The organism is Christiangramia sediminis (assembly GCF_020552705.1).
In the GTDB taxonomy this organism is placed as follows: Bacteria; Bacteroidota; Bacteroidia; order Flavobacteriales; family Flavobacteriaceae; genus Christiangramia; species Christiangramia sediminis.
On record NZ_JAJBZG010000002.1, the window covers coordinates 736,120 to 762,819 of the forward strand.

At 38.0% G+C, this 26,700-nt stretch carries 29 protein-coding genes; 11 read left to right on the forward strand and 18 right to left on the reverse strand.

The window, feature by feature from the left end; translation table 11 throughout:
• Positions 1–22: 22 nt before the first annotated feature.
• Genes murD through mraZ form a run of 7 tightly spaced genes read right to left on the reverse strand, consistent with a single transcriptional unit; the run spans position 23 to position 7,740 of the window.
• A complete protein-coding gene (gene murD, locus LGQ90_RS07785; RefSeq protein WP_229339840.1) occupies positions 23–1,360 on the reverse strand; it encodes a UDP-N-acetylmuramoyl-L-alanine--D-glutamate ligase in 1,338 nt (445 codons plus the stop codon).
• A 10-nt stretch (positions 1,361–1,370) separates the two neighbouring features.
• Positions 1,371–2,603, reverse strand: a complete 1,233-nt coding sequence (mraY, locus tag LGQ90_RS07790; protein WP_229339842.1) for a phospho-N-acetylmuramoyl-pentapeptide-transferase — start codon at positions 2,601–2,603, stop codon at positions 1,371–1,373.
• Positions 2,603–4,069, reverse strand: a complete 1,467-nt coding sequence (locus LGQ90_RS07795) for a UDP-N-acetylmuramoyl-L-alanyl-D-glutamate--2,6-diaminopimelate ligase (RefSeq protein WP_229339843.1) — start codon at positions 4,067–4,069, stop codon at positions 2,603–2,605. Before LGQ90_RS07795 ends, mraY begins: the two co-directional genes overlap by 1 nt.
• Positions 4,069–6,060 carry a penicillin-binding protein gene (locus LGQ90_RS07800; RefSeq protein WP_229339845.1) on the reverse strand — a complete coding sequence of 664 codons (1,992 nt, stop codon included), beginning with the start codon at positions 6,058–6,060 and terminating at the stop codon, positions 4,069–4,071. The genes LGQ90_RS07795 and LGQ90_RS07800 overlap by 1 nt, the downstream gene beginning before the upstream one ends.
• 6 nt (positions 6,061–6,066) lie before the next feature.
• Complete coding sequence (locus tag LGQ90_RS07805) at positions 6,067–6,384, reverse strand: FtsL-like putative cell division protein (protein ID WP_229339847.1); 318 nt, start codon at positions 6,382–6,384, stop codon at positions 6,067–6,069.
• A 5-nt stretch (positions 6,385–6,389) separates the two neighbouring features.
• A complete protein-coding gene (rsmH, locus tag LGQ90_RS07810; RefSeq protein WP_229339850.1) occupies positions 6,390–7,286 on the reverse strand; it encodes a 16S rRNA (cytosine(1402)-N(4))-methyltransferase RsmH in 897 nt (298 codons plus the stop codon).
• Complete coding sequence (gene mraZ / locus LGQ90_RS07815; RefSeq protein WP_229339852.1) at positions 7,273–7,740, reverse strand: division/cell wall cluster transcriptional repressor MraZ; 468 nt, start codon at positions 7,738–7,740, stop codon at positions 7,273–7,275. Before mraZ ends, rsmH begins: the two co-directional genes overlap by 14 nt.
• 290 nt (positions 7,741–8,030) lie before the next feature.
• Here mraZ and LGQ90_RS07820 point away from each other — a divergent pair, with 290 nt between their 5' ends.
• From LGQ90_RS07820 to LGQ90_RS07830, 3 genes are read left to right on the forward strand one after another with little or no spacing between them, the layout of a single operon-like run.
• A complete protein-coding gene (locus LGQ90_RS07820) occupies positions 8,031–8,795 on the forward strand; it encodes an alpha/beta fold hydrolase (RefSeq protein ID WP_229339854.1) in 765 nt (254 codons plus the stop codon).
• Between the two features lie 10 nt (positions 8,796–8,805).
• A complete protein-coding gene (gene yihA / locus LGQ90_RS07825) occupies positions 8,806–9,411 on the forward strand; it encodes a ribosome biogenesis GTP-binding protein YihA/YsxC (RefSeq protein ID WP_229339856.1) in 606 nt (201 codons plus the stop codon).
• 2 nt (positions 9,412–9,413) lie between these two features.
• A complete protein-coding gene (locus tag LGQ90_RS07830; protein ID WP_229339858.1) occupies positions 9,414–10,112 on the forward strand; it encodes a hypothetical protein in 699 nt (232 codons plus the stop codon).
• Between the two features lie 4 nt (positions 10,113–10,116).
• On the opposite strand, the gene LGQ90_RS07835 is transcribed toward LGQ90_RS07830, so the two are convergent.
• Genes LGQ90_RS07835 through gldB form a run of 3 tightly spaced genes read right to left on the reverse strand, consistent with a single transcriptional unit; the run spans position 10,117 to position 11,771 of the window.
• On the reverse strand, positions 10,117–10,473 hold the full coding sequence (locus LGQ90_RS07835) for a GTPase (RefSeq protein WP_229339860.1): 357 nt from the start codon (positions 10,471–10,473) through the stop codon (positions 10,117–10,119).
• A complete protein-coding gene (gene gldC, locus LGQ90_RS07840; protein ID WP_229339862.1) occupies positions 10,474–10,812 on the reverse strand; it encodes a gliding motility protein GldC in 339 nt (112 codons plus the stop codon). It lies immediately after the preceding gene.
• The gene (gene gldB, locus LGQ90_RS07845; protein ID WP_229339864.1) at positions 10,812–11,771 is read right to left on the reverse strand and encodes a gliding motility lipoprotein GldB; all 960 of its coding nucleotides are present in this window, start codon (positions 11,769–11,771) and stop codon (positions 10,812–10,814) included. Before gldB ends, gldC begins: the two co-directional genes overlap by 1 nt.
• Positions 11,772–11,877: 106 nt before the next feature.
• On the opposite strand from gldB, the gene nadE reads away from it, so the two are divergent.
• Positions 11,878–12,669 carry an NAD(+) synthase gene (gene nadE, locus LGQ90_RS07850; protein ID WP_229339866.1) on the forward strand — a complete coding sequence of 264 codons (792 nt, stop codon included), beginning with the start codon at positions 11,878–11,880 and terminating at the stop codon, positions 12,667–12,669.
• Positions 12,670–12,783: 114 nt separating this feature from the next.
• Positions 12,784–13,422: a response regulator gene (locus LGQ90_RS07855; RefSeq protein ID WP_229339868.1), complete on the forward strand. Its 639-nt coding sequence runs from the start codon at positions 12,784–12,786 to the stop codon at positions 13,420–13,422.
• Here LGQ90_RS07855 and dnaG read toward each other — a convergent pair.
• The 4 genes from dnaG to LGQ90_RS07875 form a co-directional block, all read right to left on the reverse strand.
• Positions 13,415–15,376, reverse strand: a complete 1,962-nt coding sequence (gene dnaG / locus LGQ90_RS07860) for a DNA primase (protein WP_229339870.1) — start codon at positions 15,374–15,376, stop codon at positions 13,415–13,417. The two genes, LGQ90_RS07855 and dnaG, sit on opposite strands and share 8 nt — an antisense overlap.
• A 100-nt stretch (positions 15,377–15,476) precedes the next feature.
• A complete protein-coding gene (locus tag LGQ90_RS07865) occupies positions 15,477–16,505 on the reverse strand; it encodes a PorT family protein (RefSeq protein WP_229339872.1) in 1,029 nt (342 codons plus the stop codon).
• A 54-nt stretch (positions 16,506–16,559) separates the two neighbouring features.
• On the reverse strand, positions 16,560–17,342 hold the full coding sequence (locus LGQ90_RS07870; RefSeq protein ID WP_229339874.1) for a hypothetical protein: 783 nt from the start codon (positions 17,340–17,342) through the stop codon (positions 16,560–16,562).
• On the reverse strand, positions 17,329–17,892 hold the full coding sequence (locus LGQ90_RS07875) for an RNA polymerase sigma factor (protein WP_229340067.1): 564 nt from the start codon (positions 17,890–17,892) through the stop codon (positions 17,329–17,331). Before LGQ90_RS07875 ends, LGQ90_RS07870 begins: the two co-directional genes overlap by 14 nt.
• A 134-nt stretch (positions 17,893–18,026) precedes the next feature.
• Between LGQ90_RS07875 and rluF the strand changes: the two genes are divergently transcribed.
• From rluF to LGQ90_RS07895, 4 genes are all read left to right on the forward strand, one after another.
• Entirely contained in the window at positions 18,027–18,827 is an 801-nt protein-coding gene (gene rluF / locus LGQ90_RS07880; protein WP_229339876.1) for a 23S rRNA pseudouridine(2604) synthase RluF, read from the forward strand.
• Between the two features lie 114 nt (positions 18,828–18,941).
• The gene (locus tag LGQ90_RS07885; RefSeq protein ID WP_229339879.1) at positions 18,942–19,364 is read left to right on the forward strand and encodes a VOC family protein; all 423 of its coding nucleotides are present in this window, start codon (positions 18,942–18,944) and stop codon (positions 19,362–19,364) included.
• 27 nt (positions 19,365–19,391) lie between these two features.
• Positions 19,392–20,411: an AI-2E family transporter gene (locus tag LGQ90_RS07890; RefSeq protein ID WP_229339881.1), complete on the forward strand. Its 1,020-nt coding sequence runs from the start codon at positions 19,392–19,394 to the stop codon at positions 20,409–20,411.
• An 18-nt stretch (positions 20,412–20,429) separates the two neighbouring features.
• On the forward strand, positions 20,430–20,843 hold the full coding sequence (locus LGQ90_RS07895; RefSeq protein ID WP_229339883.1) for a YkvA family protein: 414 nt from the start codon (positions 20,430–20,432) through the stop codon (positions 20,841–20,843).
• A 30-nt stretch (positions 20,844–20,873) separates the two neighbouring features.
• Here LGQ90_RS07895 and LGQ90_RS07900 read toward each other — a convergent pair whose 3' ends face one another.
• From LGQ90_RS07900 to argS, 3 genes are all read right to left on the reverse strand, one after another.
• Positions 20,874–21,776 carry a bifunctional 5,10-methylenetetrahydrofolate dehydrogenase/5,10-methenyltetrahydrofolate cyclohydrolase gene (locus tag LGQ90_RS07900; RefSeq protein ID WP_229339885.1) on the reverse strand — a complete coding sequence of 301 codons (903 nt, stop codon included), beginning with the start codon at positions 21,774–21,776 and terminating at the stop codon, positions 20,874–20,876.
• Positions 21,777–21,875: 99 nt separating this feature from the next.
• Positions 21,876–23,204, reverse strand: a complete 1,329-nt coding sequence (gene ffh, locus LGQ90_RS07905; RefSeq protein ID WP_229339887.1) for a signal recognition particle protein — start codon at positions 23,202–23,204, stop codon at positions 21,876–21,878.
• A 221-nt stretch (positions 23,205–23,425) separates the two neighbouring features.
• Positions 23,426–25,204 (reverse strand): arginine--tRNA ligase, encoded by a 1,779-nt coding sequence (argS, locus tag LGQ90_RS07910; RefSeq protein ID WP_229339889.1) that lies wholly within the window; start codon positions 25,202–25,204, stop codon positions 23,426–23,428.
• Between the two features lie 111 nt (positions 25,205–25,315).
• Here argS and LGQ90_RS07915 point away from each other — a divergent pair, with 111 nt between their 5' ends.
• Complete coding sequence (locus LGQ90_RS07915) at positions 25,316–25,741, forward strand: hypothetical protein (protein WP_229340069.1); 426 nt, start codon at positions 25,316–25,318, stop codon at positions 25,739–25,741.
• 109 nt (positions 25,742–25,850) lie between these two features.
• Positions 25,851–26,483: a MarC family NAAT transporter gene (locus LGQ90_RS07920; protein WP_229339891.1), complete on the forward strand. Its 633-nt coding sequence runs from the start codon at positions 25,851–25,853 to the stop codon at positions 26,481–26,483.
• Here the strand turns inward: LGQ90_RS07920 and LGQ90_RS07925 are convergent, their stop codons facing one another.
• Positions 26,484–26,687 (reverse strand): hypothetical protein, encoded by a 204-nt coding sequence (locus LGQ90_RS07925; RefSeq protein ID WP_229339893.1) that lies wholly within the window; start codon positions 26,685–26,687, stop codon positions 26,484–26,486.
• Positions 26,688–26,700: the final 13 nt, after the last annotated feature.

A 26,700-nucleotide genomic window follows, 5' to 3' on the forward strand; every position in this document is an offset into this window, starting at 1 on the left:
TAAAACCTAGCAGGTTTATTCACTATAAATTTCTTACTGCTTCTTTAAATTGTCTTCCCCTGTCTTCGTAATTTTCAAAAAGATCGAAACTCGCACATGCAGGAGACAATAATACATTATCACCCTTATCTGCCAGCCTGTAGGCCATTTGAACTGCTTCTTTCATGGAAGTAGTTTCTTCTATTGTGTCTACAATATTTCCAAAAGCATTCACGATTTTATGATTATCAACCCCAAGACAAATGATGGCTTTTACCTTTTCATTTACCAACGGAAGGAGATCATCATAAACATTCCCTTTATCTACACCTCCAAGGATCCACACCGTTTCAGACTCCATGCTTTCCAAAGCATAAAAAGTAGCATTCACGTTGGTCGCTTTAGAATCATTGATATAAAGCACGTTATTGATCTTGAGCACTTTTTCAAGGCGATGTTCAACTCCCTGGAAATTCGCCATACTCTCACGTATGGTCTGTTTTCTTATGCGGAGTAATTGAGAGACCATGGAAGCAGCCATGGCATTTTTAGTATTATGTTTCCCTTGAAGGGCAAGCTCTGATGTTGGCATAGTAAATTTGGTGTTATTAATGTTTACAACAATATTTTCGTTTTCTATATAAGCGCCATTTTCAATCTTCTTTTCTATTGAAAAAGGCAATTTTTGAGAGCTTACAGGATTCTTTTGCAACCAGTCTGTAATATTTTTATCATCTGCATCGTAGATGAAATAATCTTCTTCGGTTTGATTTTCTGCTATTCTGAATTTTGAGCCTATGTAATTTTCAAGTTTATAATCATATCTATCCAGGTGATCCAGAGTGATATTTGTCAAAATCGCGATATGCGGCCGGAATTTTTCTATCCCATCTAACTGAAAACTGCTCAATTCAAGCACAAACCAGTCATGATTCTCTTCCGCCGCCATTTTCGCATAACTGTTTCCGATATTTCCTCCCATCCCAGAATCAATTCCGCCTTGCTTTAGTACATGCTGAACCAGATTCGTCACGGTAGTTTTACCGTTGCTGCCTGTAATTCCTATTACCGGAACTTCAGAAAACCAGGATGCAAACTCGATCTCAGAAACCACAGAAATTCCCTTCTCCCGTAACTGTTTTACTAGCGGAGTAGTTTCTGGAATTCCCGGACTTTTCATCACCACATCTGCCTCAAATATTTTTGATTCAGTATGCTTTTCATCTTCCCATTCGATCTCAATATGTTTAAGAACTTCTCTGTATTTATCCTTGATCCTTCCTTTATCGGAAAGAAAAACTTCATAACCTTCTTTCTTCGCCAGGATCGCGGTACCTATTCCGCTTTCTCCACCTCCTAATATGACTATCTTCTTACTCACAATTTCAAGCTTATCTAACCTTAAGTGTAATTATTGTAAGGATCGCCAGAAAAATTCCAATAATCCAAAACCTTACTACGATCTTGCTTTCGTGTTTCCCTTTCTTCTGATAATGGTGGTGCAATGGTGACATTAGAAAAATTCGGCGACCTTCACCATATTTTTTCTTCGTAAACTTAAACCACCCCACCTGCATTACTACAGAAAGGTTTTCTATCAAAAAAATTCCGCATAAAAGCGGGATCAGTAATTCTTTCCTGGTGGCGATTGCTAAAACCGCGATAATTCCGCCTATGGTTAAACTTCCTGTATCTCCCATAAATACCTGGGCAGGATAAGTATTGTACCATAAGAATCCCACTAAGGCACCTGCAAAAGCAGTGATGAAAATTGTCATTTCCCCGGAACGCGGGATATACATAATATTCAGGTAATCTGAGAAAATAATGTTACCCGAAACCCAGGCAAAAATGCCCAGGGTTAAGACGATGATTGCTGAAGAACCCGCGGCGAGACCATCGATCCCATCCGTAAGGTTTGCTCCATTTGAAACTGCAGTCACAATAAAGATCACAATTGGAATAAAGATCAGCCAGGCGTAATCAACAAGTGAAGGATTTATCCAGCTTATCAAACTGGAATATTCGAATTCATTATTCTTTACAAATGGAATGGTTGTCGTCGTGTTTTTTTCTTCCGGCCCCATGTCTACCACTTCGGCACGGGCAATAACATTTTCAGTAGGACTGGTTTCCGTCACTACTTCTTTAGTTGTGATCTGGGGGTGGAAATACATGGTACATCCTACGATCAAACCAAGCCCAATCTGACCAATTACCTTAAAGATCCCCTTTAGTCCTTCCTTATCCTTTTTGAAGGTTTTAATATAATCATCTAAAAACCCTATAGCTCCCATCCACAAAGTGGTCACAATAAGGAGGATCACGTATATATTTTCAAGTTTCGCAAAAAGCAAAACTGGTATGAGTGTGGCGATAATGATTATAAGCCCTCCCATAGTTGGAGTCCCAGCCTTTTCCGTCTGCCCCTTCAACCCAAGATCACGAACGCTTTCTCCAATTTGTTTTGCCCTCAGGTAATTAATAATTCTTTTACCATAGATGGTCGAGATCCCGAGCGACAAAATAATAGCCATCGCCGACCTGAACGACAGGAATTCAAACAACTGTGCTCCAGGCAACTGATATTGCTCTTCCAGAAATTTAAATAAGTAATACAGCATTATTTATCCAGTTGTTTTAAAAATTCATTCACGATCTTTAGATCATCAAAATCGAATCTTTCTCCGTTTATTTCCTGATAGGTCTCGTGCCCTTTGCCAGCAATAAGAATTATATCATTTTTTGAGGCCATCTGGCAGGCTGCTTTTATAGCCTGCTTTCTATTAGTTATACTAGTTGTCTTTTTAAAATTTTGCGGTTCTACTCCAGCCTCTACATCAGCAATGATCTTCTCAGGATCTTCAGTCCTTGGATTATCACTGGTGAAAATTACTTTACTGCTTAATGCTGATGCTATATGACCCATTTTAGGTCTTTTAGTGGTATCTCTATCTCCACCACAGCCAACCACCGTAATTAGTTCTTCATTTTTAGTACGAATACTATTGATGGTTTCCAGGACATTTTTCAATGCATCTGGTGTATGGGCATAATCTACAATAGCGGTGATCTTATCCTTTTTTGAAATAACATATTGAAACCTTCCACTAACAGAATTCAGCTCACTAATGATGCGAAGAATTTCCAGAGTTTTCAATCCGAGTAGATCTGCCGTAGCATATATCGCCAGGACATTATAAGCATTGAAATTTCCTATCAATTTGGTCCATAATTCCTGACCTTTTATCTTCAGAAGTAATCCCGTGAAATTATTCTCAAGGATCTGCGCCTGATAATCTGAATAAGTCTTTAAGGCGTAAGTATATTTTTTTGCTTTTGTATTCTGAAGCATTACCAGGCCGTTCTTATCATCGGCATTGGTAAGTGCAAATGCCGAAGCTGGCAATTCATCAAAAAAGCGTTTTTTCACATCACGGTACTCCGCGAAATCTTTATGATAATCTAAATGATCATGAGACAGATTTGTGAAAATTCCGCCTTTAAATTTTAAAGCGGTAGTTCTATGCTGGTCAATCCCATGAGAACTTACCTCCATAAAACAAAATTCAACACCGGCGTCATTCATATCCCTGAGATAAGAATTTATAGTAATTGAATCTGGTGTGGTCCTTATTGCGGAATGTTCATCATTTCCTACCATTACCTTCACCGTGGAAAGCAGACCACATTTAAAACCAGCTTTAGTAAAAAGGTCATATAACAAGGTGGCAATGGTAGTTTTCCCATTGGTACCGGTAACCCCAACCAGTTTTAATTTTTCTGAAGGATTCTCGAAATAGTTGGCAGAAATATAGGCCAGAGCCTTTTTACTATCTTCCACTTCTATATAAGTAACCCCGTTAATGATATTTTCAGGAATCTTTTCGCATACGATTGCTAAAGCACCCTGATTTTCGGCATTTTTTATAAAGTCATGTCCATCTGATATTGCTCCTCGAATTGCAATAAAAACATCATTTAATTTTACTTTTCTGGAATCGAAATGAATATCGTTGATGGTCACACCAGTATCCCCGGTCACCGCCTTCATGTTCACTTTATAGAGTATGTCCTTTAAAACGCTCATTAACTCAATTCCAGTTTTACAGTTTGCTTATTCTTTAGTGTTTGACCTGCAGAAACAGATTGTCTCTTTACCACTCCTTTACCGTTAAAAGTCACTTCCAGACCAAGATTTTCCAGAAGAGAAATTGCATCCATTGCCGGCATCCCGGTAACATCTGGCATTAGCAGTTTTTCATCCTGAATTTTTGTATAGTATTTTTCAAAATCGGTTTCCACCTTTTTATCTTTTATTTCCAAGGATTCCAGTTCATCCATTACCGGTGTATCTGTATAGATCTTTCTGGCGATATCTTTAAAAACAGGCGCCGCCACAATATTGCCGTAATAGCCTTTTCTCCTGTTTGGTTTATGGATCACCACGATACAGGAATATTTCGGATTTTCTGCCGGGAAATAACCCGCAAAAGATGCTATATATCTGCCCGGTTCGATCCAGTATTCAGTCTGACAGGTTCCTGTTTTTCCAGCCATGGAAAAATTTTCGGTATAAATATTGGCCGCAGTTCCTCTTTCCACAGTCTTTTTCATCATGGCCCTTACCTTCTTCGCAGTTTCTACTGAACAGATCGAAGGATTCATCACCTGCTTTTCCATCGTAATAATTGGCTTATCACGATCTTTTACCGCTTTGATAAATCTTGGCTTGATCATCTCACCATCATTGGCAATAGCATTGTAAAAAGTTAATGTTTGCAAGGGTGTAATAGACACACCATAACCAAAAGCCATCCAGGGCAGGCTCAACCCATTCCAGCTTTTGTCTTGTGGGTGAGGAATTCGGGGGGATCCCTCACCCTTGATTTCAAGACCAATCTTCTGGTTAAGTCCCATTGAATAAAGTCGATCAACAAATTTTGAAGGATTGTCCTTATATCCTTCGGTGATCATTTTTGTGAATGCTGTATTGGACGAAACCTCAAAAGCCTTGGCTGCTGAAATTTCACCATAACCCCCGTGATGCGAATCCCGAACAGGTCTGCCGTAAAATCTCACCACTCCTTTTTCAGTATCTATAATCTGGCTGGTATCTATCACCTTATCTTCAAGGGCAGCCACCATGGCCATAAGTTTAAATGTTGAACCGGGCTCGTGAGCCTCGTATACCGCGTAGTTCCTTTTTTCGAAATAAGTACCCTCCTTGGTCCTTCCCAAATTAGACATGGCTTTGATCTCACCGGTAGCGGTTTCCATAACTACCACAGTACCATGTTCTGCTTCAAAATATTCTAACTGACGCAATAAGGAATGATGCGCTATATCCTGAATATTGACATCTATTGTTGATACAACGTCATATCCATCTTTTGGCTCCATCTCATTATTATCACTAATAGGTTTCCATTGTCCTTTTGCGATCTTTTGTTTTAAACGTCTGCCATCTGTACCACGCAAATAATTACTGAAGGCCCCTTCAAGGCCAACCCTGGTGAAATACCCATTTTCATCCCTTCTTTCATAACCTACAGTTCTTTCACCCATTTTTCCAAGCGGATGCTCACGAACCGTACTCTGCTCGGTGATCATCCCGCCTTTATATGCTCCAAGATTGAACATAGGAAAACTCTTGATCTTCATATAATCTGAATAACCAAGGTTTTTAGCGATGAGGACATAGCGTTGCTTATTCGCTCTTGCCGCTCTTAATTTTTGGGAATAATAGGAAGCAGGTTGCCCCAACATTCCAGATAGTTTTCCTGAAAGTGGACCTATATTTTCTTCGAAGTTATTATCTGAAACGGTTACCGCATCAAACCGGATATCATATTTAGGGACTGAGGTCGCAAGAAGATTTCCATTTACATCGTATAAATTCCCGCGGTTTGCAGGGATCTTGAAATTCTTAAGAGTTCGCTCTTCCGCCAGCTCTTTATAATAATCGCCATGTGCAAACTGTATATCAAGTAACTTAAAACCTACCGCTATTGCAAAAACAAGCAGACAGCCAGCCACGAAATACATACGATTCAGGATGCTTTTTTCGGTTGTAGCCATTGCAGGTTAGTCTTTTATTATCACTCTTATCTTATTGGGAGGCGTATCTGAAGGCCCTATCCCTTTTCCAACCATCTTTTCAGTAATGGTGGACTCCATCTTGATCTTCATCAGATCTGAACGTCTTTCAACGAATTCACTTCTTAATTCTCTCACTTCATTATTCAATTTCGCTATTTGGTGTACTTTCTTTTCGGCATTATGTGAACTTGCGATCATAATAATGGCCAGCACGGTACAGAAAACAATAAAACGCCAGTTTTTTACAGCATCTTCACTTATAAGAAAGTTCGCTTTTAGTATGTTGTAAAAACCCTTTTTCATTTCAATTAAAGCTTTCTTGCTACCCTTAATTTTGCACTTCTTGCCCTGTTATTCTGCTTAATTTCTTCTTTTGAAGGAACTACCAATCCGTTCACTTTCTTAAACGGAACGGAGATATTTCCATACATATCCTTTTCAGGCTCCCCTTCAAACAAACCGCTTCTGATATATCTTTTTACCAATCTATCCTCAAGCGAATGATAAGAGATCAAACTCATTCTTCCATCGGGTTTAATGATCTCTTCAGTTTGCAATAAAAACTCTTTAAGAACTTCGATCTCCTGGTTTACCTCTATCCGTATTGCCTGATAGATCTGAGCCAGAATTTTATTTTCTTTTCCTTTAAATAGTAAAGGTTTTAGTAACTCATTTAATTGCTCACTGGTTTCAATAGGATTATTTTTTCTTTCAGAAACAATCGTTCTGGCGAGTTTTGGCGCATTCTTTAGATCTGCATATGCATAGAACAACTTTTTTAGCTGCTCCTCTTCATATTCGTTGATCACTTCATAGGCACTCAACTTATCTCCCTGGTTCATCCTCATATCCAGTTTCGCATCGAACCTGGTAGAAAATCCTCTTTCAGCCTCGTTAAACTGATGAGAAGAAACACCGAAATCACCAAGAATTCCATCCACCTGTTTTACTCCATAAAATCTCAAAAAACGCTTCAGGTATCTGAAATTCTCATTAATAAGCGTAAACCGGTTATCGTCGATCTTATTTTCCAGAGCATCCTTATCCTGATCAAAAGCATAAAGCTTTCCTTCAGGCCCCAGTCTTTCCAGTATTTTCCGGGAATGTCCACCTCCACCGAAGGTGACATCCACATAGATGCCGTCAGGTTTTATCGCAAGACCATCAACAGACTCCTTTAAAAGAACCGGATTATGATATTCCATCAAAATCATCATTTCCCATCACCTCTTCTGCCAGATCTGCGAAATCATCTGAAGAAGCATCCAGGGTTTGTTCATATTTATCTTTATCCCAAATCTCCACAATATTGATTGCCGAAGAAAGAACGATCTCTTTCTCTATCCCGGCAAAACCAACAAGGTCTTTGGGAATCAACAGCCTTCCATTCGTGTCAACCTCAACGGTCTTCACCCCGGCCGTAAACCTTCTAATAAAATCGTTGTTCTTTTTTTTGAACCTGTTTAACCCGTTCATTCTTTTCATCAGGACATTCCACTCCTCCATCGGGTAAAGTTCCAGACAGTTTTGAAAAACCGCCCGTTTAATCACAAAACCTTCCTGCATCATGGGAGCCAATTGCTTCTTTAATGCAGAAGGCACCATTAAACGGCCTTTTGCATCGACTTTGCATTCGTATGTCCCAATTAGATTTATCACGGTTAAGCTTTACAAATTCAAATATATTGAAAATATTACCACAATTTACCACTTTTTACCACAATGTTGATAAGTTTTACCACTCTATGTATTTGAAAACCTTTTAAATACACCTATTCACTTATGATTCAGGAAATTGAAAATCGCGAGAAAATTCTCAAGAATTATGTTTAAAAAACTTGTGGATTATAAATTTCCCACTTCACAGAAAAGCTCTTGCAGTTGCTCAAAAATGATTATACTTGTATCGAAATCGCTATATTTGCGATTGCTAACCGCAAAGGCTATCAATGAAAGATCACTTAAGGCAAGAGGGAAAATTCACATATCTTGAGAAGGGCGAAGGAACACCAATTGTTATTCTTCATGGACTTATGGGAGGCCTCAGTAATTTTGATGGCGTAGTGGATTATTTTCCGCAGAAAGGCTATAAAGTTGTTATTCCGGAATTGCCACTTTACTCCATGTCACTTTTAAAAACCAGCGTAGGAACATTTGCAAAATATTTAAAGGAATTTCTTGATTTCAAAGGATTTGAAAATGTGATCTTGCTGGGGAATTCATTAGGTGGGCACATTGCACTGCTCGCCACGAAAATGTTTCCAGAATCTATACAGGCGCTTGTAATTACAGGGAGCTCGGGGCTTTATGAAAATGCCATGGGCGAGAGTTATCCGAGACGAGGAGATTATGAATTTATCAGGAAAAAAGCAGAAGCAGTTTTTTATGATCCCGAAGTCGCAACAAAAGAGATCGTGGACGAGGTTTATGAGACGGTAAGTGACCGTAATAAACTGGTAAAAACACTGGCCATAGCAAAAAGTGCTATCCGCCATAATATGGCGAAAGATCTGCCTAATATGGAAACTCCAACCTGCATTATATGGGGAAAAAATGATACGGTAACTCCTCCAGAAGTAGCGGAAGACTTCCAGCGTTTATTACCAGATGCCAACCTTTACTGGATAGACAAATGCGGGCATGCTGCCATGATGGAACATCCTCAAGAATTCAACGAGCTTTTTCACCAGTGGTTGAAAGAACGCGAGATCTAAATACATTTTTATGAAAATCAAGACCGCTGAATTTGTAGTGAGCAACTCCAAAGTTGATCAGTGCCCTAACAGCTCCTTGCCAGAATATGCTTTTATTGGGCGTAGTAATGTGGGAAAATCTTCCCTTATTAACATGCTTACAGGCAGAAAGGCACTTGCAAAAACCTCCGCAAAGCCCGGAAAAACACAACTTATCAATCATTTTTTGATCAATAATAACTGGCATCTTGTAGATCTACCGGGATATGGATACGCCCAGGTTTCAAAATCTACTAAAAAAGTATTTCAGAAATTTATCACCGCTTACTTTGAAAAAAGAAAGCAAATGATCTGCGCTTTTGTCTTAATTGATTCCCGACACAAACCTCAGCCTATTGATATGGAATTCATGCAGTGGCTGGGTGAAAATAATATCCCATTCTGTATAATTTTCACTAAGGCTGATAAGCTGAAAGATAAAGTACTGGATAAGAATATTGAAAATTATAAAGCTGAAATGCTGGAAAGCTGGGTAGAAATGCCCGAGTACTTTATTACTTCGGCCACTTCAAAATTGGGACAGGATGAAATTTTGGATTATATAGATCAAATTAATGAGCAGCTCAAAAACAAATAAGCATGCCCATAATTTATCGGAATTATCTTTTAGTTTTTCTTATCGCAAGTTTTTTTTTATCCTGCGCCGCTTATAAAAGTGAACCTACCGAATACTATCTGGATGAAACTGGGAAAAGCATAGAGGGATCTACTTTTATGGCTAAGTTTCATGACTCTGCAAATCCATACGCAGCTTGGAATTACATAGCTAAAGATAGTGGGATGGTTTCCGAAATATCACACCTGAAATATGAAACTTATTTAGTTTCTTACGAAAAATTTTTATTGCAAATGGAGCAACTAACCGGTAAAAATTTTTATGATAATCCTACTTTTATTCTCTCCTATAATTTTAGAGATGATTATTGTACAAACGATCGTCCACCTAATGACTATAGTAAAATAAGAATTAATCAAAGATTCAATTATCTAAATCCCAAAATTAAGACTTTAAAGAAGGAATACAGAAATACAGAGTTTCTTAAAATCTTTGAAAGCGGAATCAGCTTACCTGAGTTTTCTGAAAAACAAAGAGCGTATTTCTTCCTCGATTCTACAAATTTCTTAAGAGAGAAAGTATTCCGAAACCCAACTTTATGTGGTTCTTACGCTATAATTAAACCAAACGGACAGATGCTTATTAGAAATGGCGAGTATGGCTTAAGTGGAATTTCAAATCATTTAGATCCCGATATCTGGAACACATTCTTTGATCAATAGAATATTATAGACTTTTGAGCTTTTCAATCAAAACTTCCATATTGGAAATTTTTTCAAGTTCCTGTCTAGATAAAATCACTTCCAAACCTTTTCCGGTTTGTGCAAGAACGATAGGAAACTCGAATTTATGTCCGAATTTTGAAGCGTATAACTTCTGAAATTCATCCTTATGTAGAAATTCAGTTTCGGCATCCAGATCCTCTCTAAACTCCTTCCAGGCTTTCTTTTCCCGAAAAGAACCATAGGTAAGCTCACATAATTTGCAGGAATAAGTAGATGGATTCACCACCTTGTGTAGTGAATCCAGGAAAGTATTCAGCTTACCTGAATCTGCATTATAAACAAAGATCAGTTTTTCCAACTACCCCTTTTTAATTTCAGTTTTTTCAGCAAAATAATCGCAGAAATCTTTCATCGTATCACGCATTTTATCATCCTGAGTAGCTCTGAAATACGTATCACTCATAGAAACTAAGGTTTGATGAAAGAATTTTTTCATCTCATCAACGGGCATCTCCTTGGTCCAAAGATCTATTCTCAGGGTTTCCTGATCTTTACTATCCCATACAGATAACATTAAGGCCTTAGCATCTTCTTTATAAATGTTCCCATCCTGCGCACTCCAGGTAAGAGTTTCTGGCACATGATTTTCGTCGGTAACTACTTCTATATTTATTTCAGATTTCTTGTATTGAGACATTATTTCTTGGGTTTGTAGTTTGCTTTATTAAAAATTTCTTCGGCTGAAGTATTCAGCATTTTTTCGATGGAAACATCGTTCTTATCCATATAAGCCCTGATGATATTCCAGCCAATATATTGCCCTAACCTTGCCGGTGATTCGACATCCAGCTGAAGATAAAATTTCGAGAACGGAGCAGGATATAGAAACCTGGTATATAATTGAGAATCTGTATCATAAATAAGTTCGTTCTCAATAAAATATCTCCATATTTGATCTTCATTTGCCGCGGCCCATTCTAGTTCTCTTTCAGAATAACCTATCTTTTCAGCATCACTTTTAAACGGAATAAACTTATCTTTCAAGTAAAGGATCTTTCCATAATACAACATATGAGCTAAAAAAGTTCTGGATTCTGCTTTCGGAATATATCCTTTAGCGATTTCCGTCGCCGCATCGGGCACTATTTGCTCCTTTGTGAAATTCTTCTTCAAATATTTCTGCATCCCCACATAGAATTTATGATCCTCGCCCAGGTAAGTGTCCAGGGAAACAAATAAATAATCGCCGGTATATATAATCTTGTTTTTGTAATCTACTTCTGAAGTTACTGTAATCACATCTGGCACCTGAAAATCTGGAAAGTAATATTTTACGTGCTGAAAAAGCGAATGAAAATCGTCGCTCACTTCTGAAAATTCCGGATAAGCTTTACTGATCTCGGTATCGATTTCCTGCTGGATACTATCATTTAACTTTTGTACCCAAAGGCTATCAGGATATTGTTTAGGAAAAAGGAAAGGATATTGTGATTTAAGTTCTGGAAGACTTTCCTGAGTTGCTTCCGCAAATTTCTGATCAAATCTTATCAACTCAAAATCTACCTCAAGCTTTTCTATTTTAGCTTCCGTTTCAGATCTTTTATCGCAGGAAAACAAACTTATAAGTAGTATTAAAAACCAGAATTTCTTCAGCATAGCTCTCTATTATGAAGGCTTTAACGCCTGTGTCTTTTAAAAATTGGCTTTAAGTGTTAGATTTGTGAGGCAAAGGTATTACTTACAAACTTAATCACCCAATATTATGCTGATCGAAAAAGTAGCTGACCACATTATAAACTGGCTTAAAGACTATGCCACCAAAGCTAATATGAATGGTTTTGTGGTAGGTGTTAGCGGGGGAATTGATTCTGCAGTTACCTCAACTCTATGTGCAAAAACAGGCCTTCCCACTTTATGCCTGGAAATGCCTATTCATCAGCATAAAAATCAAATTACCAGAGCGCGAAAACATATCGAAGAACTACAGCATAACTTTGCGAATGTAAGCGACCTTGAGGTCAATTTAACTCCGGTTTTTGAGCAATTTAAAGAAGGGATGCCTCAACATAGGGAAACTTCTTCCCTGGACCTGGCACTGGCAAATTCCAGAGCAAGATTAAGAATGACTACCCTATACTATTTTGCCGGACTTCACAAATATCTCGTGGCAGGAACAGGAAACAAAGTAGAAGATTTTGGTGTAGGATTTTACACAAAATACGGAGACGGAGGTGTGGATCTGAGTCCTATTGCAGACCTTATGAAAAGTGAAGTCTATGAACTTGGCCAGTATTTAAATATCATCGAAGATATAATGGACGCCCCTCCTACCGATGGATTATTCGGGGACAGCAGGAGTGATGAAGACCAGTTGGGAGCTTCTTATGATGAACTTGAATGGGCGATGAAAAGTTTAGAAGAGGGTAAAACTCTGGAAGATTTTGAAGGAAGACAACAGGAAGTTTTCAAGATTTATCAGAGACTAAACAAGGCTAATCAACATAAAATGCAACCAATCCCCGTGTGCGAAATACCCGTTCACCTGAAGAAATAAACATCTTATCGAATATCTTATACTCTTTGAGTTTATAAAAGCTCAAAGCATTATTTTAGGTTAACAAAACCAAACTCAACGAGTTACCCCCGGACTTGTTTTTAACATAAAATCATGTATCGAGTATTAATCGCAGATCACCATCCCATTATTCTGGAAGGTGTAAAATGTGTACTTCAAAACAACCCGGCGCTACAAGTAATAGGTAGAGTAGGAAGCGGCACCCAGCTTTTCAATCAATTGGAAAAGGATGCCCCTGATGTATTGATCGTAGAATTAGATCTTCCTCAAATTAACGGCATCAACGCTATTAGACGTATAAAACAGGAATTTCCCGAGGTAAAAACTTTAATTTTCAGTTCTCATCCGGAAGAGATGTATGCACTGAGCGCTATTAAGGCAGGAGCCGCCGGATATATTTCCAAGCATACAGATAATGAAACTTTGGAAAAGGCGATTTACCAGGTTGCTCGTGGTGGAATTTATCTAAATCGTTCGATTACAGAGAAGTTGAATTCCGGAATCTCCAGAGGTAAGAGTTTGATTACAAAGTTTAAAAAGCTCTCTACCAGAGAAACTGAAGTCTTAAATTTACTTTCTTCAGGCAAGAGAAATAAAGATATCGCAGAAGCTCTCGATATTAATGAGAAAACTGTAAGCACCTATAAGACCAGGTTATTGAAAAAATTAAAGGTAGATAATGTAGCAGATCTTATAACCCAGTCAAGATTACTGCAATTAAATACTACATAACACGTCCCAGCCTGTCAGATAAAATTGTGCTTAAACTGGTGTAACTCATTATTTCCTGAATTTTCTCGGTTCTGTCTGTTTCAGAGTCAGCATCTACATTTTTCATTTCTTCCAATAGCTCATTGATCTTTTCTCCTACTAAATATCTTCTTAAAGATAAGATTGTCTGGGTCACATACTGTGAAACACCCTGATCCTTAGTTTTCACTGGTATGTCATGCCTACCCCAGTCATGAAGTTCATACTGCTCTTCCTCCATTAGTATGTCTGTAAGTTTGATCGCCTGAGATTTTTCAATATCATTGATGATCATCTCTACCCCAAATTCATCTTCACTATTCAGCTTTTCTATAAGAAGCAAAAATAATTTTTTAAAATCTTCATTCGTAAATTCGATCTCATCTTCCTGAAGATCTAAAAATATCTTTTCAAATACTTTGGCTTTCTGAACTTCAGATTCATAGATCATTTCACCCTGTTCATTTTGTTTCAATAAGATATCATGAAACTCTCCTTCTTCTCTACCGTATAAAATTAACAGGCTAATGATCTTTCTTTCGAGTTCATATAAAGGATCTACCTTGCTCTTAGGAGTAGCTTCCTCCTTGACCACTTCCATCTTTTGTTTTTTGGAATGACCAGAAGATTTTGCATCCCTATTTTCAATTTGCGCAAGCGTGGCATACAGGACATCCTCGTTGATATCCATAATGCGTGAACATTCCTGCAAATAAACCTCACGCTGGATGTTATCTGGAATTTTTGCGATACTATTTACCATATCCCGGATAAGTCCAGCTTTTTTTACGGGATCATTTTTAGCTTCATCCATGAGAAGGGAAGCTTTATAGGTAATGAAATCGTAAGAATTCTCCTCAAGAAACTCTCTTAATTCGTCTTCAGAATTTGAGCGCGCAAAACTATCCGGATCTTCTCCTTCTGGAAAAGGGCAAACTTTTACGTTCATGCCTTGCTCCAGAATAAGATCTATTCCTCGCAAAGAAGCCCTGGTTCCAGCTGCATCGCCATCAAAAAGAACAGTTATATTTTTAGTAAGTCGGTTTATAAGTCTTATCTGTTCCGGAGTTAAGGCAGTTCCGGAAGAAGAAACTGTATTTTCAATTCCGTTTTGATGAAATTGAATAACATCGGTATATCCTTCAACCAGATAACAATTATCTTCTTTTGCAATCGCCTGCTTGGCGTAATTAATACCATAAAGCACCTTGCTTTTGTGGTAAATATCACTTTCTGGCGAGTTTAGATATTTTGCAGCTTTCTTATTGTTAGAAAGTATTCTTCCTCCAAATCCCAGAACACGTCCGGACATGGAATGAATAGGAAACATGACCCGACCCTTAAACCGATCGAAAGTCTTTTCATCTTTTACAATGGTAAGCCCGGTCTTTTCAAGGTACTCCAGCTTATAACCATCACCTAAAGCAGTTTTAGTAAAGGCTTCCCATTCATCAGGAGAATAACCCAGATCAAATTTCTTGATAGTTTCAGCAGTAAAGCCCCTCTCTTTGAAATAGCTTAAACCTATTGCCTGACCTTCATCGGTCTTATGCATCTGCTTCTGAAAGTACTTGCTGGCATATTCTGAAACCAGGTACATACTTTCCCGCTCATTAGCCTGCTCCTTTTGCTCATCACTCTGCTCGGTTTCTTCGATTTCAATTCCGTATTTCTTTGCGAGGTATTTGATCGCCTCCGGATAATTAAAATGTTCATGTTCCATTAAAAAAGCAACTACGTTGCCCCCTTTTCCGCTACTGAAATCTTTCCAGATCTGCTTTACCGGAGAAACCATAAAACTTGGTGATCGTTCATCGGTAAAAGGGCTCAAACCCTTCATATTACTTCCCGATCTCTTAAGCTGAACAAAATCACCGATCACCTCCTCTACACGGGCGGTTTCAAATACATTGTCTATGGTGGTTCTAGAGATCAATTAACTAAGAAATATTTAGGTGGAAATTACTAAAAAAGACAGGGCTTTAAAAAAGAAAACTCAAATTTAAAGCCCTGCAAAACTAAACTATATTGGCTAATTAATCAAGATCAAAACGTAGACCTAAAGAAACATTGTGCGATTCAGCATTCGGTTCCTGGAAAATAGGGTTCAGATCATACTTCGCGTAAAGAGATGTATTCCCCCAACCTATATATCCACTTAATCCGTAGATAAAATCATTGGTGTTGTAATCTGACTTCAGTTTCTGTTTTACATTGTCACCATCCTCTTCGAACTTCAGTTTTTGACGTTCACCTAAACTGAAACCTGCATATCCCCCAAGTCCAACTTTAAATTTTTTATAAGTAGAAAATGTAGGGCCGCTTTCATGGTCAATTCTTTTATATGGTCCAAATTCAAAATGAACAGGAATTACGAGATTGTCCATTCTAAACTTTGATTTCTTTAAATCGGTTGGAAACTCTTCCAAAAATGTAAGACCTTCATCTTCTATAAAATACCGGTTGTCTGTTGGTTTCAAACCATTAAACTGAAAAGAAACTCCGTATTTTAATCGTAACCAGTTGGTATCTTCAAAAACCCTGGTATTCCAAACCCAGCCTATCTCAAAGAACCTACTTCCTCCAATTTTAAAATCTGAATCATTTAAGGATTGACCGTCTTTTAAGGCATTATTAAAACCGGCTGCCAGCATAATGGTTGATGTAGTTCTCTCGTCCCTATAATTGCTCCTCTCCTTTTTATCCTTTTCTTCCCACTTGAAAACCACACTTTGACCTTCTTCTACTTTAGCTTCTTCATTTCTTTCAATCAAAGCAATTTTATTATCAATAATAGCTACTCTATTTTCTATGTTTAGAGCGTGTTTTTTCGCTGCTGCCTCTTTTAATTCATTAGCTTCTTCAAGCGTAATTTCGTTTTTATCTAGTTTCTCATTTATTGACTCGACCTCGACTTTCAATTCCTCTTTTTCCTGAACAATAATATTTTTTCTTTGTTTTTTTAAAAGTTCAATGGTGTTTCTATTTGTTATTTCTATAGTCTGGGCCTCGCATAGACCGATGCCTAATATGGAAATTGCGATGTAAAGAATAATTGTTTTCATAATGATGATTGTTTGTTTAATTGATTGATGAATGACCTAATTTATAAGTGATGATTATTGATTTTCCTGTTTATCCAGCTTATTGGAAACTGCAATAGATGCTTTTTGATAACCTGTTTTTACTAATTCAAATACTTTTTCCTTAAAAGATTCGTAAACCTCATCTTCCGCATCAGCTAAAAGAACGCCTGCTTCAATTTCAGGCTGAATATTCCCAGGTTGCTCCCCTATCTGTTTTAATGCTTCTGCCAGAAGTGCCTCTACTTCAGCTTCCGTAACACTGGCAGACCCTTTCTCATTTTCTGATATCATTGCCAGAAGCGCCTGCTTCCTGTCGTTAAATTCAGTACTCAACTTCTGATTTTCAGATGCCGGGGTGATGGAAACAGGTTCTAAAACACTCCTTTCATTTGTAGAATTTGATGCCAGTCTTTCAGCATTATCAGATTTTATTTTTTCTGATACGACAAAAGTAGATTCAGCACTTTTATTCACTGGCTTCTCAGTTTTCGGTTGAACTTCCTTATTTGTTTCTTCTGAAGCTAACTGAGCCGGTTCATCGAATTCGACATTATCTTTATTTTCGATAACCTTATTTTCTACGGGAGTTTCGACCACCGGGTTTGAATTTTGATCCTGCTGATTCAAGAACAACAAGCTGGAAATTAAAAGTACCACTACAGCAGCTACAGCTGAAATCCACCACTTTTTACTCTCTGACTTAGTTTCCGAAGAATCCAGCCTGGCATTTAATTTACCCCAGCTTCCTGCTGAAGGCTGAATTTCTCTTTCATCCAGCTTTTCCTTGATATGCTCTTCAAATTTAATTGGCGCCATAACTTGATGAATTATTGATTTTTAATTTTTCCTGAAGCATTTTTCGTGCTTTAAACAATTGGGATTTTGAAGTCCCTTCTGTTATATCAAGCATTTTTGCTATTTCAGCATGCTTGTAACCTTCAACCGCATACATCACAAACACCATTCTATAACCCTCTGGTAAAGCGTCTATTAAGCGTTGTATATCAGAAACATCCATTTCAGAATTTATATTATTAAAAACCTCATTAGTTTCGTAATTCAAGTCCTCTTGAAATTCAAGTTCTTTATGTTGTCTTAGAAATGAAATAGATTCTCTAACCATGATCTTTCTAATCCAACCTTCAAAACTTCCCTCATCTTTAAAATCTTTTAAATGTGTAAACACCTTAAGGAAGCCTTTTAACATGGTGTCCTCAGCATGATGTATGTCTTTAATATACTGCCTGCAAACACTGAGCATCTTTGGTGAATGCAATTCATACAATCTCTGCTGAGCATCGCGATCACCCACAGAGGCTCTTTTTATTAAAGAGGATTCATTTTTAAAAAGCTGTATAACTTTCACCATTTTCACAAGGCCTTCTATTTATATAGACGTGTGAAAGTTACAAAAGGTTGCCTGAGGTTTTAAAAATTTTATTTTTTTTGAATTTCGGCTCTAACATTCTTATCCCTTATCTTTGCGGCAGAATAGATTTTATGGCAGAGGAAGTTCGAATTAACAAATATTTGAGTCAGTTAGGGTATTGCTCCAGGAGAGCAGCGGATAAACTTATTGACCAGGGGAGAATTACCATCAACGATAAAGTGCCGGAAATGGGAACTAAAGTAACCCCCGGGGATATTGTAAAAGTTGACGGCAAACCTGTTTCAAAAGAAGAGCTAAAAGAACCCAATGTTTATATCGCTTTTAATAAACCGGTCGGGATCGTTTGTACTACAGACACCAGAGTGGAAAAAGATAATATTATCGACTACATTAATTACCCAAAAAGGATCTTTCCCATTGGGCGATTAGACAAACCTAGTGAAGGGCTCATTTTCCTCACTAACGATGGTGATATTGTAAATAAAATACTTCGGGCTAGAAATAACCACGAAAAAGAATATGTGGTCTCTGTCAATAAACCGGTCACTCCAGATTTTATAAAAAAGATGGGTTCAGGAGTTCCAATTTTAGATACTGTGACCCGGGAATGTGAAGTAGAGAAACTAGGACATCATACCTTCAGGATTGTTTTAACCCAGGGTTTGAACAGGCAAATTCGTAGAATGTGTGAATTTTTAGACTATGAGGTTACTTCACTAAAGAGGATAAGGATCATGAATGTTTCTCTTGATATCCCGGTTGGAGAATGGCGGGATCTTACTTCAGAAGAATTAAACACCATCAATAGTTTAACCGGTGAATCTACCAAAACTGAAGAAGGCTCCCTGATCGTATCTGTGAAGACAGAAAATCCTCGCAGAGGAAAAAGACCTAGAAAACCCAAATCTTAACAGAGAATTAGCTCGCTTACATAGCTCATTGTACATAGTTCTTGTTAATTTTAGATTCTTGAGAATAAGAGCAAATATCTTATATTTAGTAGAATCAGAATTAAAATATAGAGAATGAAAGTACAACCATTTCACCTTGCTATTCCTGTTTCCGATCTTCAAAAATGTAGAAAATTCTATAAAGAAACCCTTGGCTGCGGGGAAGGTCGAAGCAGTGACCATTGGGTTGATTTCAACTTTTTTGGCCATCAGCTGGTAATCCACTATCAGGATCCACAGGAAACTAAAGCTTCAACATCTAATCCTGTGGACGGGAAAGATGTTCCTGTTCCTCATTTTGGAGTCGTACTTCAATGGGATGTTTTTCATGAATTTGCTAAATTGCTAAAAAGCAAGAATATAGATTTCGTAATTGAGCCTTATATAAGGTTTGAAGGGAAACCGGGAGAGCAGGCAACCATGTTCTTCAAAGATCCTTGTGGAAATGCCCTGGAATTCAAGGCATTCAAAAATATAGATCAGCTTTTTGCCACATAATGGCCTAAACCAGTAATCAACCAGAATATGGATAGACTTAAGCCGTCTTTAGTGAGACAGATATTTGTTCTGCTGCTAATTATTTTTTTAACGGTTTTAATTTTTAGAGAAGTACTGCCATATCTTTCAGGAGTATTAGGTGCAGTGACACTGTATGTTATCCTTAAAGGCTGGATGAAAAAATTACTGAACAGGGGCTGGAAACCTCCCCTGGCAGCTTCATTATTAATGGCAGGTTCTTTTGTAGGAATTCTTATTCCGGTTAGTTTGATCGCCATAATGCTTACCTCTAAAATAGGAAAAGCTGTAGCTAATTCTGAAAGAGTACTTAAAGCGGTAAAGGATCAGCTTAATCATATTGAAGAAGAAATTGGTTTCAGCATTAGTTCAAGCATAGATACTTCTTCTATTACAAATTGGGTTTCTTCAAATCTTCAAAACTTAGCAGGCGGCACCTTTAATGCATTTATAGCCATTGGGATCATGTATTTCATGCTTTATTATATGCTTACCAATCGTGCATCTTTAAGAGATTCTCTGATCACTTATATACCCCTGGGAAAAGATAATCTTAGAATAATAGGAGAAGAAAGTAATCAATTGGTAAAATCCAATGCCCTGGGGATTCCCCTGGTAGCTTTTGTTCAGGGAATTATCGCCCTGATAGGCTTCCTGATATTTGGCGTCCCAGATCCATTTTTCTGGTTTGTGATTACAGCTATAGGTTCTATGATTCCTTTTATAGGAACGGCCATTGGGATACTGCCAGCCACCATCCTACTTTTAGCTCAGGGAAACGATTTCCAGGCCATAGCACTGCTTATTTACGGTTTTGTAGTAGTAGGTTCTACAGATAACATTATTCGTTTATATGTTCTTGAAAGACTGGCCAGCGTTCATCCGCTCATAACCCTTTTTGGGGTGATAGTAGGAGTTCAATTATTTGGATTTATTGGATTAATATTCGGACCATTATTAATTTCTTTATTTCTTCTAATTTTGAAAATATACAAGAAGGAGTACGGAAATTCACACCATAGATTATAAAATTAAATTAATTGAAACATGTTCGGAAAAAAGAAAAAAGAAATAGATGAGGATTTCGTAAAAACCGAAGTCGCAAAGATTGATAACGATGATGTGACAATCGCCATGAATAGCAAGGAAGAAGTTGATGATAAGATCAATAATTCCGGCTTACTTCAAAAGTATAGCGAACTGGCTAAAATAATGTACGGTATGCTTAAAGATTATAGAAAAGGTGTATACACCCAGGTTCCCTGGTTTACTATAGCAACCATTGCATTTTCTTTTCTGTATATCCTGAATCCTCTGGACATTATGCCAGATTTTATTCCGGGATTGGGCTATATTGATGATATGGCCATTATCACTTTCGGCCTAAGATTTATCCAATCTGATATTCATAATTACCTGGATTGGAAATTAGACCATGGAGATACCACGGAAGTATTTTAAAAAAGGAGGGAGAATTAATCCCTCCTTTTTCTATCTTTTTTGAGCATCCAAACTCCTCTTGTTATGCCTTTCCCGGGCAAGGAGTGTATTCTTTAATAACATAGAAACCGTCATGGGCCCAACACCACCCGGAACCGGAGTAATATAAGAAGCGCGCTTGCTTACATTTTCAAAATCTACATCACCCTTAATAACATAGCCTTTTTCGGTATTATCATCAGGAACTCTGGTAATTCCTACATCAATGATCACAGCATCATCTTTGATCATTTCTCCTTTTAGAAAATCTGGGATACCCACGGCAATAATTATAATATCTGCCTGTGAAGTCACCTGAGTGATATTTTTGGTAAATTCATGAGTTAAAGTAACCGTTGAGTTCCCAGGAAATCCACTTCTTCCCATTAGTATACTCATGGGTCTACCCACGATATAACTTCTGCCAATCACCACGGTATGCTTCCCTTTGGTGGGAATATCATAACGCTCTAAAAGTTCCAGGATTCCGAAAGGTGTGGCGGGAATAAAACTGGTCATATCCAGAGCCATTTTTCCAAAATTCGTAGGATGGAAACCATCCACATCCTTATCTGGATCTACCGCGTTCAATACTTTTTGAGTATCGATTTGCGGAGGCAAAGGCAATTGAACAATGAATCCGTCAATATCATCATTCTGATTCAGCTCTTCGATCTTATCCAGAAGCTCTAGTTCGCTAACGGTGTTTGGAAGTCTGTACAGTGAAGATTCAAAACCAACCCTTTCGCAGGCTTTAACTTTAGAGTTCACGTAGGTCATACTCGCTCCGTCCTTACCTACAATAATTGCAGCAAGATGAGGAACTTTTTCTCCACGTTTCTTGATTTTGGTAACCTCAGCAGCAATTTCATCCTTGATGTCATTACTGATCTTTTTACCGTCGAGAATTGTCATATTAAGTATTCAGTTGAGCCCCTCCCTACCTCCCCTATGGGGAGGAGTTAAAAACTATGTTTAAAATTATTCAAATCCCCCCTTTGGGGGAAAGGGGGCTTATTGCATCCCCTTCATCATTTGCATCATTTTTCGGCCACCGCCACCTTGCATCATCTTCATCATTTTACCCATCTGGTTGAATTGCTTCAACAGCTGATTCACTTCCTGTACCGTAGTTCCGGAACCTTTGGCGATTCTTTTCTTTCTGCTGGCATTAATTACTTTGGGCTCGCTTCTTTCTTCAGGAGTCATAGAATGAATGATCGCTTCTATTCCTTTAAAAGCGTCATCATCTATATCCACATCTTTAAGCATTTTACCTGCTCCCGGGATCATTCCCATAAGATCTTTCATAGATCCCATTTTCTTGATCTGCTGAAGCTGATTCAAAAAGTCATCAAAACCGAAAGCATTTTTCGCAATCTTCTTCTGAAGTTTTCTCGCTTCCTCTTCATCATACTGCTCCTGGGCTCTTTCAACAAGGGAAACAACATCTCCCATACCAAGGATCCTGTCGGCCATACGGGAAGGATAGAAGATATCGATGGCATCCATCTTTTCACCGGTACCGATGAATTTGATAGGTTTATTTACTACAGATTTAATAGAGATCGCGGCACCACCACGAGTATCACCATCTAACTTGGTAAGAATAACGCCATCGAAATTCAATCTTTCGTTGAAGGTTTTGGCTGTATTCACCGCATCCTGACCCGTCATGGAATCTACTACGAAAAGTGTTTCCTGTGGCTGGATCGCCTGGTGAATATTTGAAATTTCGGTCATCATCGCTTCATCTACCGCAAGTCGACCAGCGGTATCAATGATCACCACATTGTGACCGTTCTCTTTTGCATAAGCGATGGCATCTTTAGAGATCGCGACCGGATCCTGATTACCTTCATCTGAATAAACCTCAACACCAACCTGCTCTCCAACTACGTGAAGCTGGTTGATCGCTGCCGGACGATAGACATCACAGGCAACCAAAAGAGGTTTCTTGGTTTTCTTATTTTTTAGAAAATTCGCCAGTTTACCAGAAAAAGTGGTTTTACCACTACCCTGCAAACCTGACATTAAGATCACAGAAGGATCTCCGGAAAGATTAATCCCCTCAGCTTCTCCACCCATCAATTCAGTAAGCTCATCCTTGACAAGTTTTACCATTAATTGTCCAGGCTTCAAAGTGGTTAATACGTCCTGTCCAAGAGCTCTTTCTTTTACCGTATTGGTAAATTCCTTAGCAATTTTATAGTTTACATCGGCATCTACTAAGGCTCGTCTAACCTCTTTAAGACTTTCCGCAACATTTATCTCCGTGATTTGCCCATGTCCTTTCAGGACGTGAAAGGCACTATCTAACTTATCGCTTAAATTATCAAACATAATTTTTCCTGTGATTTTATTCTAGTGCTGCTTAGCAGCGAATTGCAAATTTAATGATTTGAAGCTGAAGTATAAAGTTCATCTTCTAAAATTCATCCTTCGACTTCGCTCAGGACGACAATCATATTTTTTAACGCCTGAAAACGCTTTTCAATTTAGATGCTGAAACAAGTTCAGCTGGACGAAATTCGTACTTCGTCATTCCAAATTCGTATTTCCTCTTACATTCTTTCCGGAACTTCAATTCCCAGTAGTTTAAATGCCGACTTTATCACATTCGCCACAAATCCTGATAATTGAACTCTGAATACCTTTTCAGCTTCATCTTCAATCCCCAGGATCTGTACATTCTGATAAAATGAATTGAATGATTTCACCAGTTCGTAGGTATAGTTCGCGATCAATGCCGGAGAATGATTTTCTGCTGCCAGGGCAATAGTCTCAGGGAATAACTGAACCAGTTTGATCAATTCCTTCTCTTTGTCATGGAAGCTGAAATTCTTCGAAAGATCTGCGGAAGTATCAAAATCAGCCTTTCTTAAGATCGATTGAATCCTGGCATAGGTATACTGAATAAATGGCCCCGTATTTCCCTGGAAATCTACTGATTCTTCAGGATTGAAGAGAATTCTCTTTTTAGGATCCACTTTTAAAATATAATATTTCAATGCTCCCAAACCGATTATTCTATAAAGTTCTTTCTTTTCGGCATCTGTGTAACCATCAAGTTTACCCAGTTCTTCAGAGATATTTTTAGCAGTTTCTGCCATCTCTTTAATAAGATCATCGGCATCCACTACAGTGCCTTCACGAGATTTCATCTTTCCTGATGGAAGGTCAACCATTCCATAGCTCAGGTGATAAAGCGACTCTGCCCAATCGTATCCAAGTTTTTTCAGAATAAGGAAAAGCACTTTAAAATGATATTCCTGTTCATTCCCCACGGTATAAACCATCTGGTTGATATCAAAATCGGCAAATCTCTGAATGGCCGTTCCAATATCCTGGGTCATATAAACGGCGGTTCCGTCACTTCTTAGAACGATCTTTTCATCGAGGCCTTCATCACTAAGATCTATCCAAACGCTGCCGTCCTCTTTTTTATAGAAAACTCCGTCCTCCAGGCCTTTCTGAATATTATCCTTTCCTAAAATATAGGTTTCGCTTTCGTAATAATTCTTATCGAAGTTTACTCCAAGAGCATCGTAAGTTTTTTCAAAACCATCATAAACCCATTGGTTCATGGTAGACCATAACTTTACAACTTCGGGATCGTTTGCCTCCCATTGTCTCAGCATCTCCTGTGCCTCAACAAAAATTGGTGACTGGGCCTTGGCTTCATCTTCGCTCTTCCCTTCTTCCTGAAGCTGGGCGATCTCCTTTTTATATTCCTGGTCGAATTTCACGTAGTAATTCCCAACCAGTTTATCTCCTTTTAATCCGGTAGATTCAGGCGTTTCTCCATTCCCGAATTTTTGCCAGGCTACCATGGATTTACAGATATGAATCCCACGATCATTGATCACCTGAACTTTATAGACCTGGTTTCCGGCAGCTTTTAAAATTTCAGAAACTGAATATCCCAGGAGATTGTTTCTAATATGCCCCAGGTGTAAAGGTTTGTTAGTATTTGGTGAAGAGTACTCAACCATGATTCCGCTGGCATCGCTTTGCGGCAACAGAATTCCGAAGTCCTCTCTATCCTTTACATCATTAAAAAAATTGATATAATATTGATCGCTGATGACGATATTGAGGAAGCCCTGAATAACATTATACGAAGCAACTTCTTCTACTTCAGCTTCAAGATATTTACCAATAGTTTCGGCTAACTGCGCCGGATTCGTTTTGATCTGCTTGAGCATTGGAAAAACCACCAAAGTGATATCACCTTCAAAATCCTTACGAGTAGGCTGAAATTCAATATTTTCAGGCGTTACTTCATAATGTTTCTGGACAGCTTCGTTAACTTTTGATGCAAGAATTTGTTCAATATTCATTTTCCTATGCTTTTTAGCGTATTTCCACTTATTAAGTGCGCAAAGATAAAAAGAATTGAAGTTACAGACCTTAGGCTTTGTGCTCAAATCCTTATATTTAGGAAAAAAGAAATGCTGGTAAATATTTCCTATAATCGTCCCGCTATATCAGACAAAATCAATCGGGAAGTTGGCAAACCCTTTACGCTGATGGAAAGGGTAAAATTAAAGGGATCTGGATCACCAAAATTGCAGATCACCTCAACAAGCATAGATATTCACAACCTTTTAATTCTGGACAATAATGCAAATATCTGCAATGTTGAAATGAGAGGGAATGGTATTATTGTAATGTTCCGCTCTTTACTGGAAACCTACGCTCTTATTATTCCTTATTATAAACTGAATCTTTATAAAGGAAAAGCTGAAGAATACAGCATCTACAAAGACCATCATTTTATCAAGGTATTGGCTAATAAGCCTGGAATCCATAAATTCTTTAAAAAGATCATAGATTACAAGAATGATAATGCCCCGACACAAATTGAAGATCTTTAGATATATTGCGTTCACAATCCGTGAATTCTGATAGGCTTTGTTTAACCTAAAATTGATCTCATTTTAATTTTTCAGAAGAAAAGCTGACGCAATTTTGCTGAAAAAATTAATGGAATTATTCATTTATGTTTTTGCAGCACTTTTCTCGGTTATCAATCCGCTGGGAACGGTCCCGATCTTTGTAGGTCTCACCAAAGAAGATTCAAAAAAAGAAAGATCAAAAACTTCAATTTTAACAGCGGTCAATATTTTCGTTATTCTTTTGATCAGCTTTTTTACCGGAAGATTTATTTTAAATTTCTTTGGAATAAGCCTTGACTCGTTGCGTATTGCCGGGGGATTAATTATTACCACTTCAGGATTTGCATTGCTTACGGGATCTTTTTCAAAACATAAAGGAATGGACAAACCCAAGGTGCAGGAAGACGCATTTCAAAGAGACGGAGTTTCCCTTACTCCATTAGCGATCCCAATGCTGGCAGGACCTGGTTCAATTTCCTTTCTTATTGGACTTTACCAGGAATATGAATTATGGCAGGATAAACTCATTGCAGTAACTGCTATTTTAAGCGTTTGTATTGCTACTTTTTTAGTATTGAGAAGCTCGCATTATATTGTAAATATCCTGGGAGCTTCAGGCATCAATGCAATTTCCAGGATCATAGGATTTATCGTAATTGCAATTGGAGTAGAATACATTAGCTCATCGGTGATGAACCTTCTGAAAAACCTGTTTAACTAACTATCTTTTTCTAAAGGCCAATCCGCCTACTAAAGACAGAATTCCGAAAGCGATCATCGCGTAAGACTGGGTATTATCGCCATGTGCTTCAACCTGTAGTGGTCCTGCATCTATAGCAAATTCAGGCGTAATAAGGTCATAAACCCCATATCCAATAAGTCCTATCCCAATTATTAACAGGACGAATTTCAACACGTTATTCATTTAATAAAGTTTT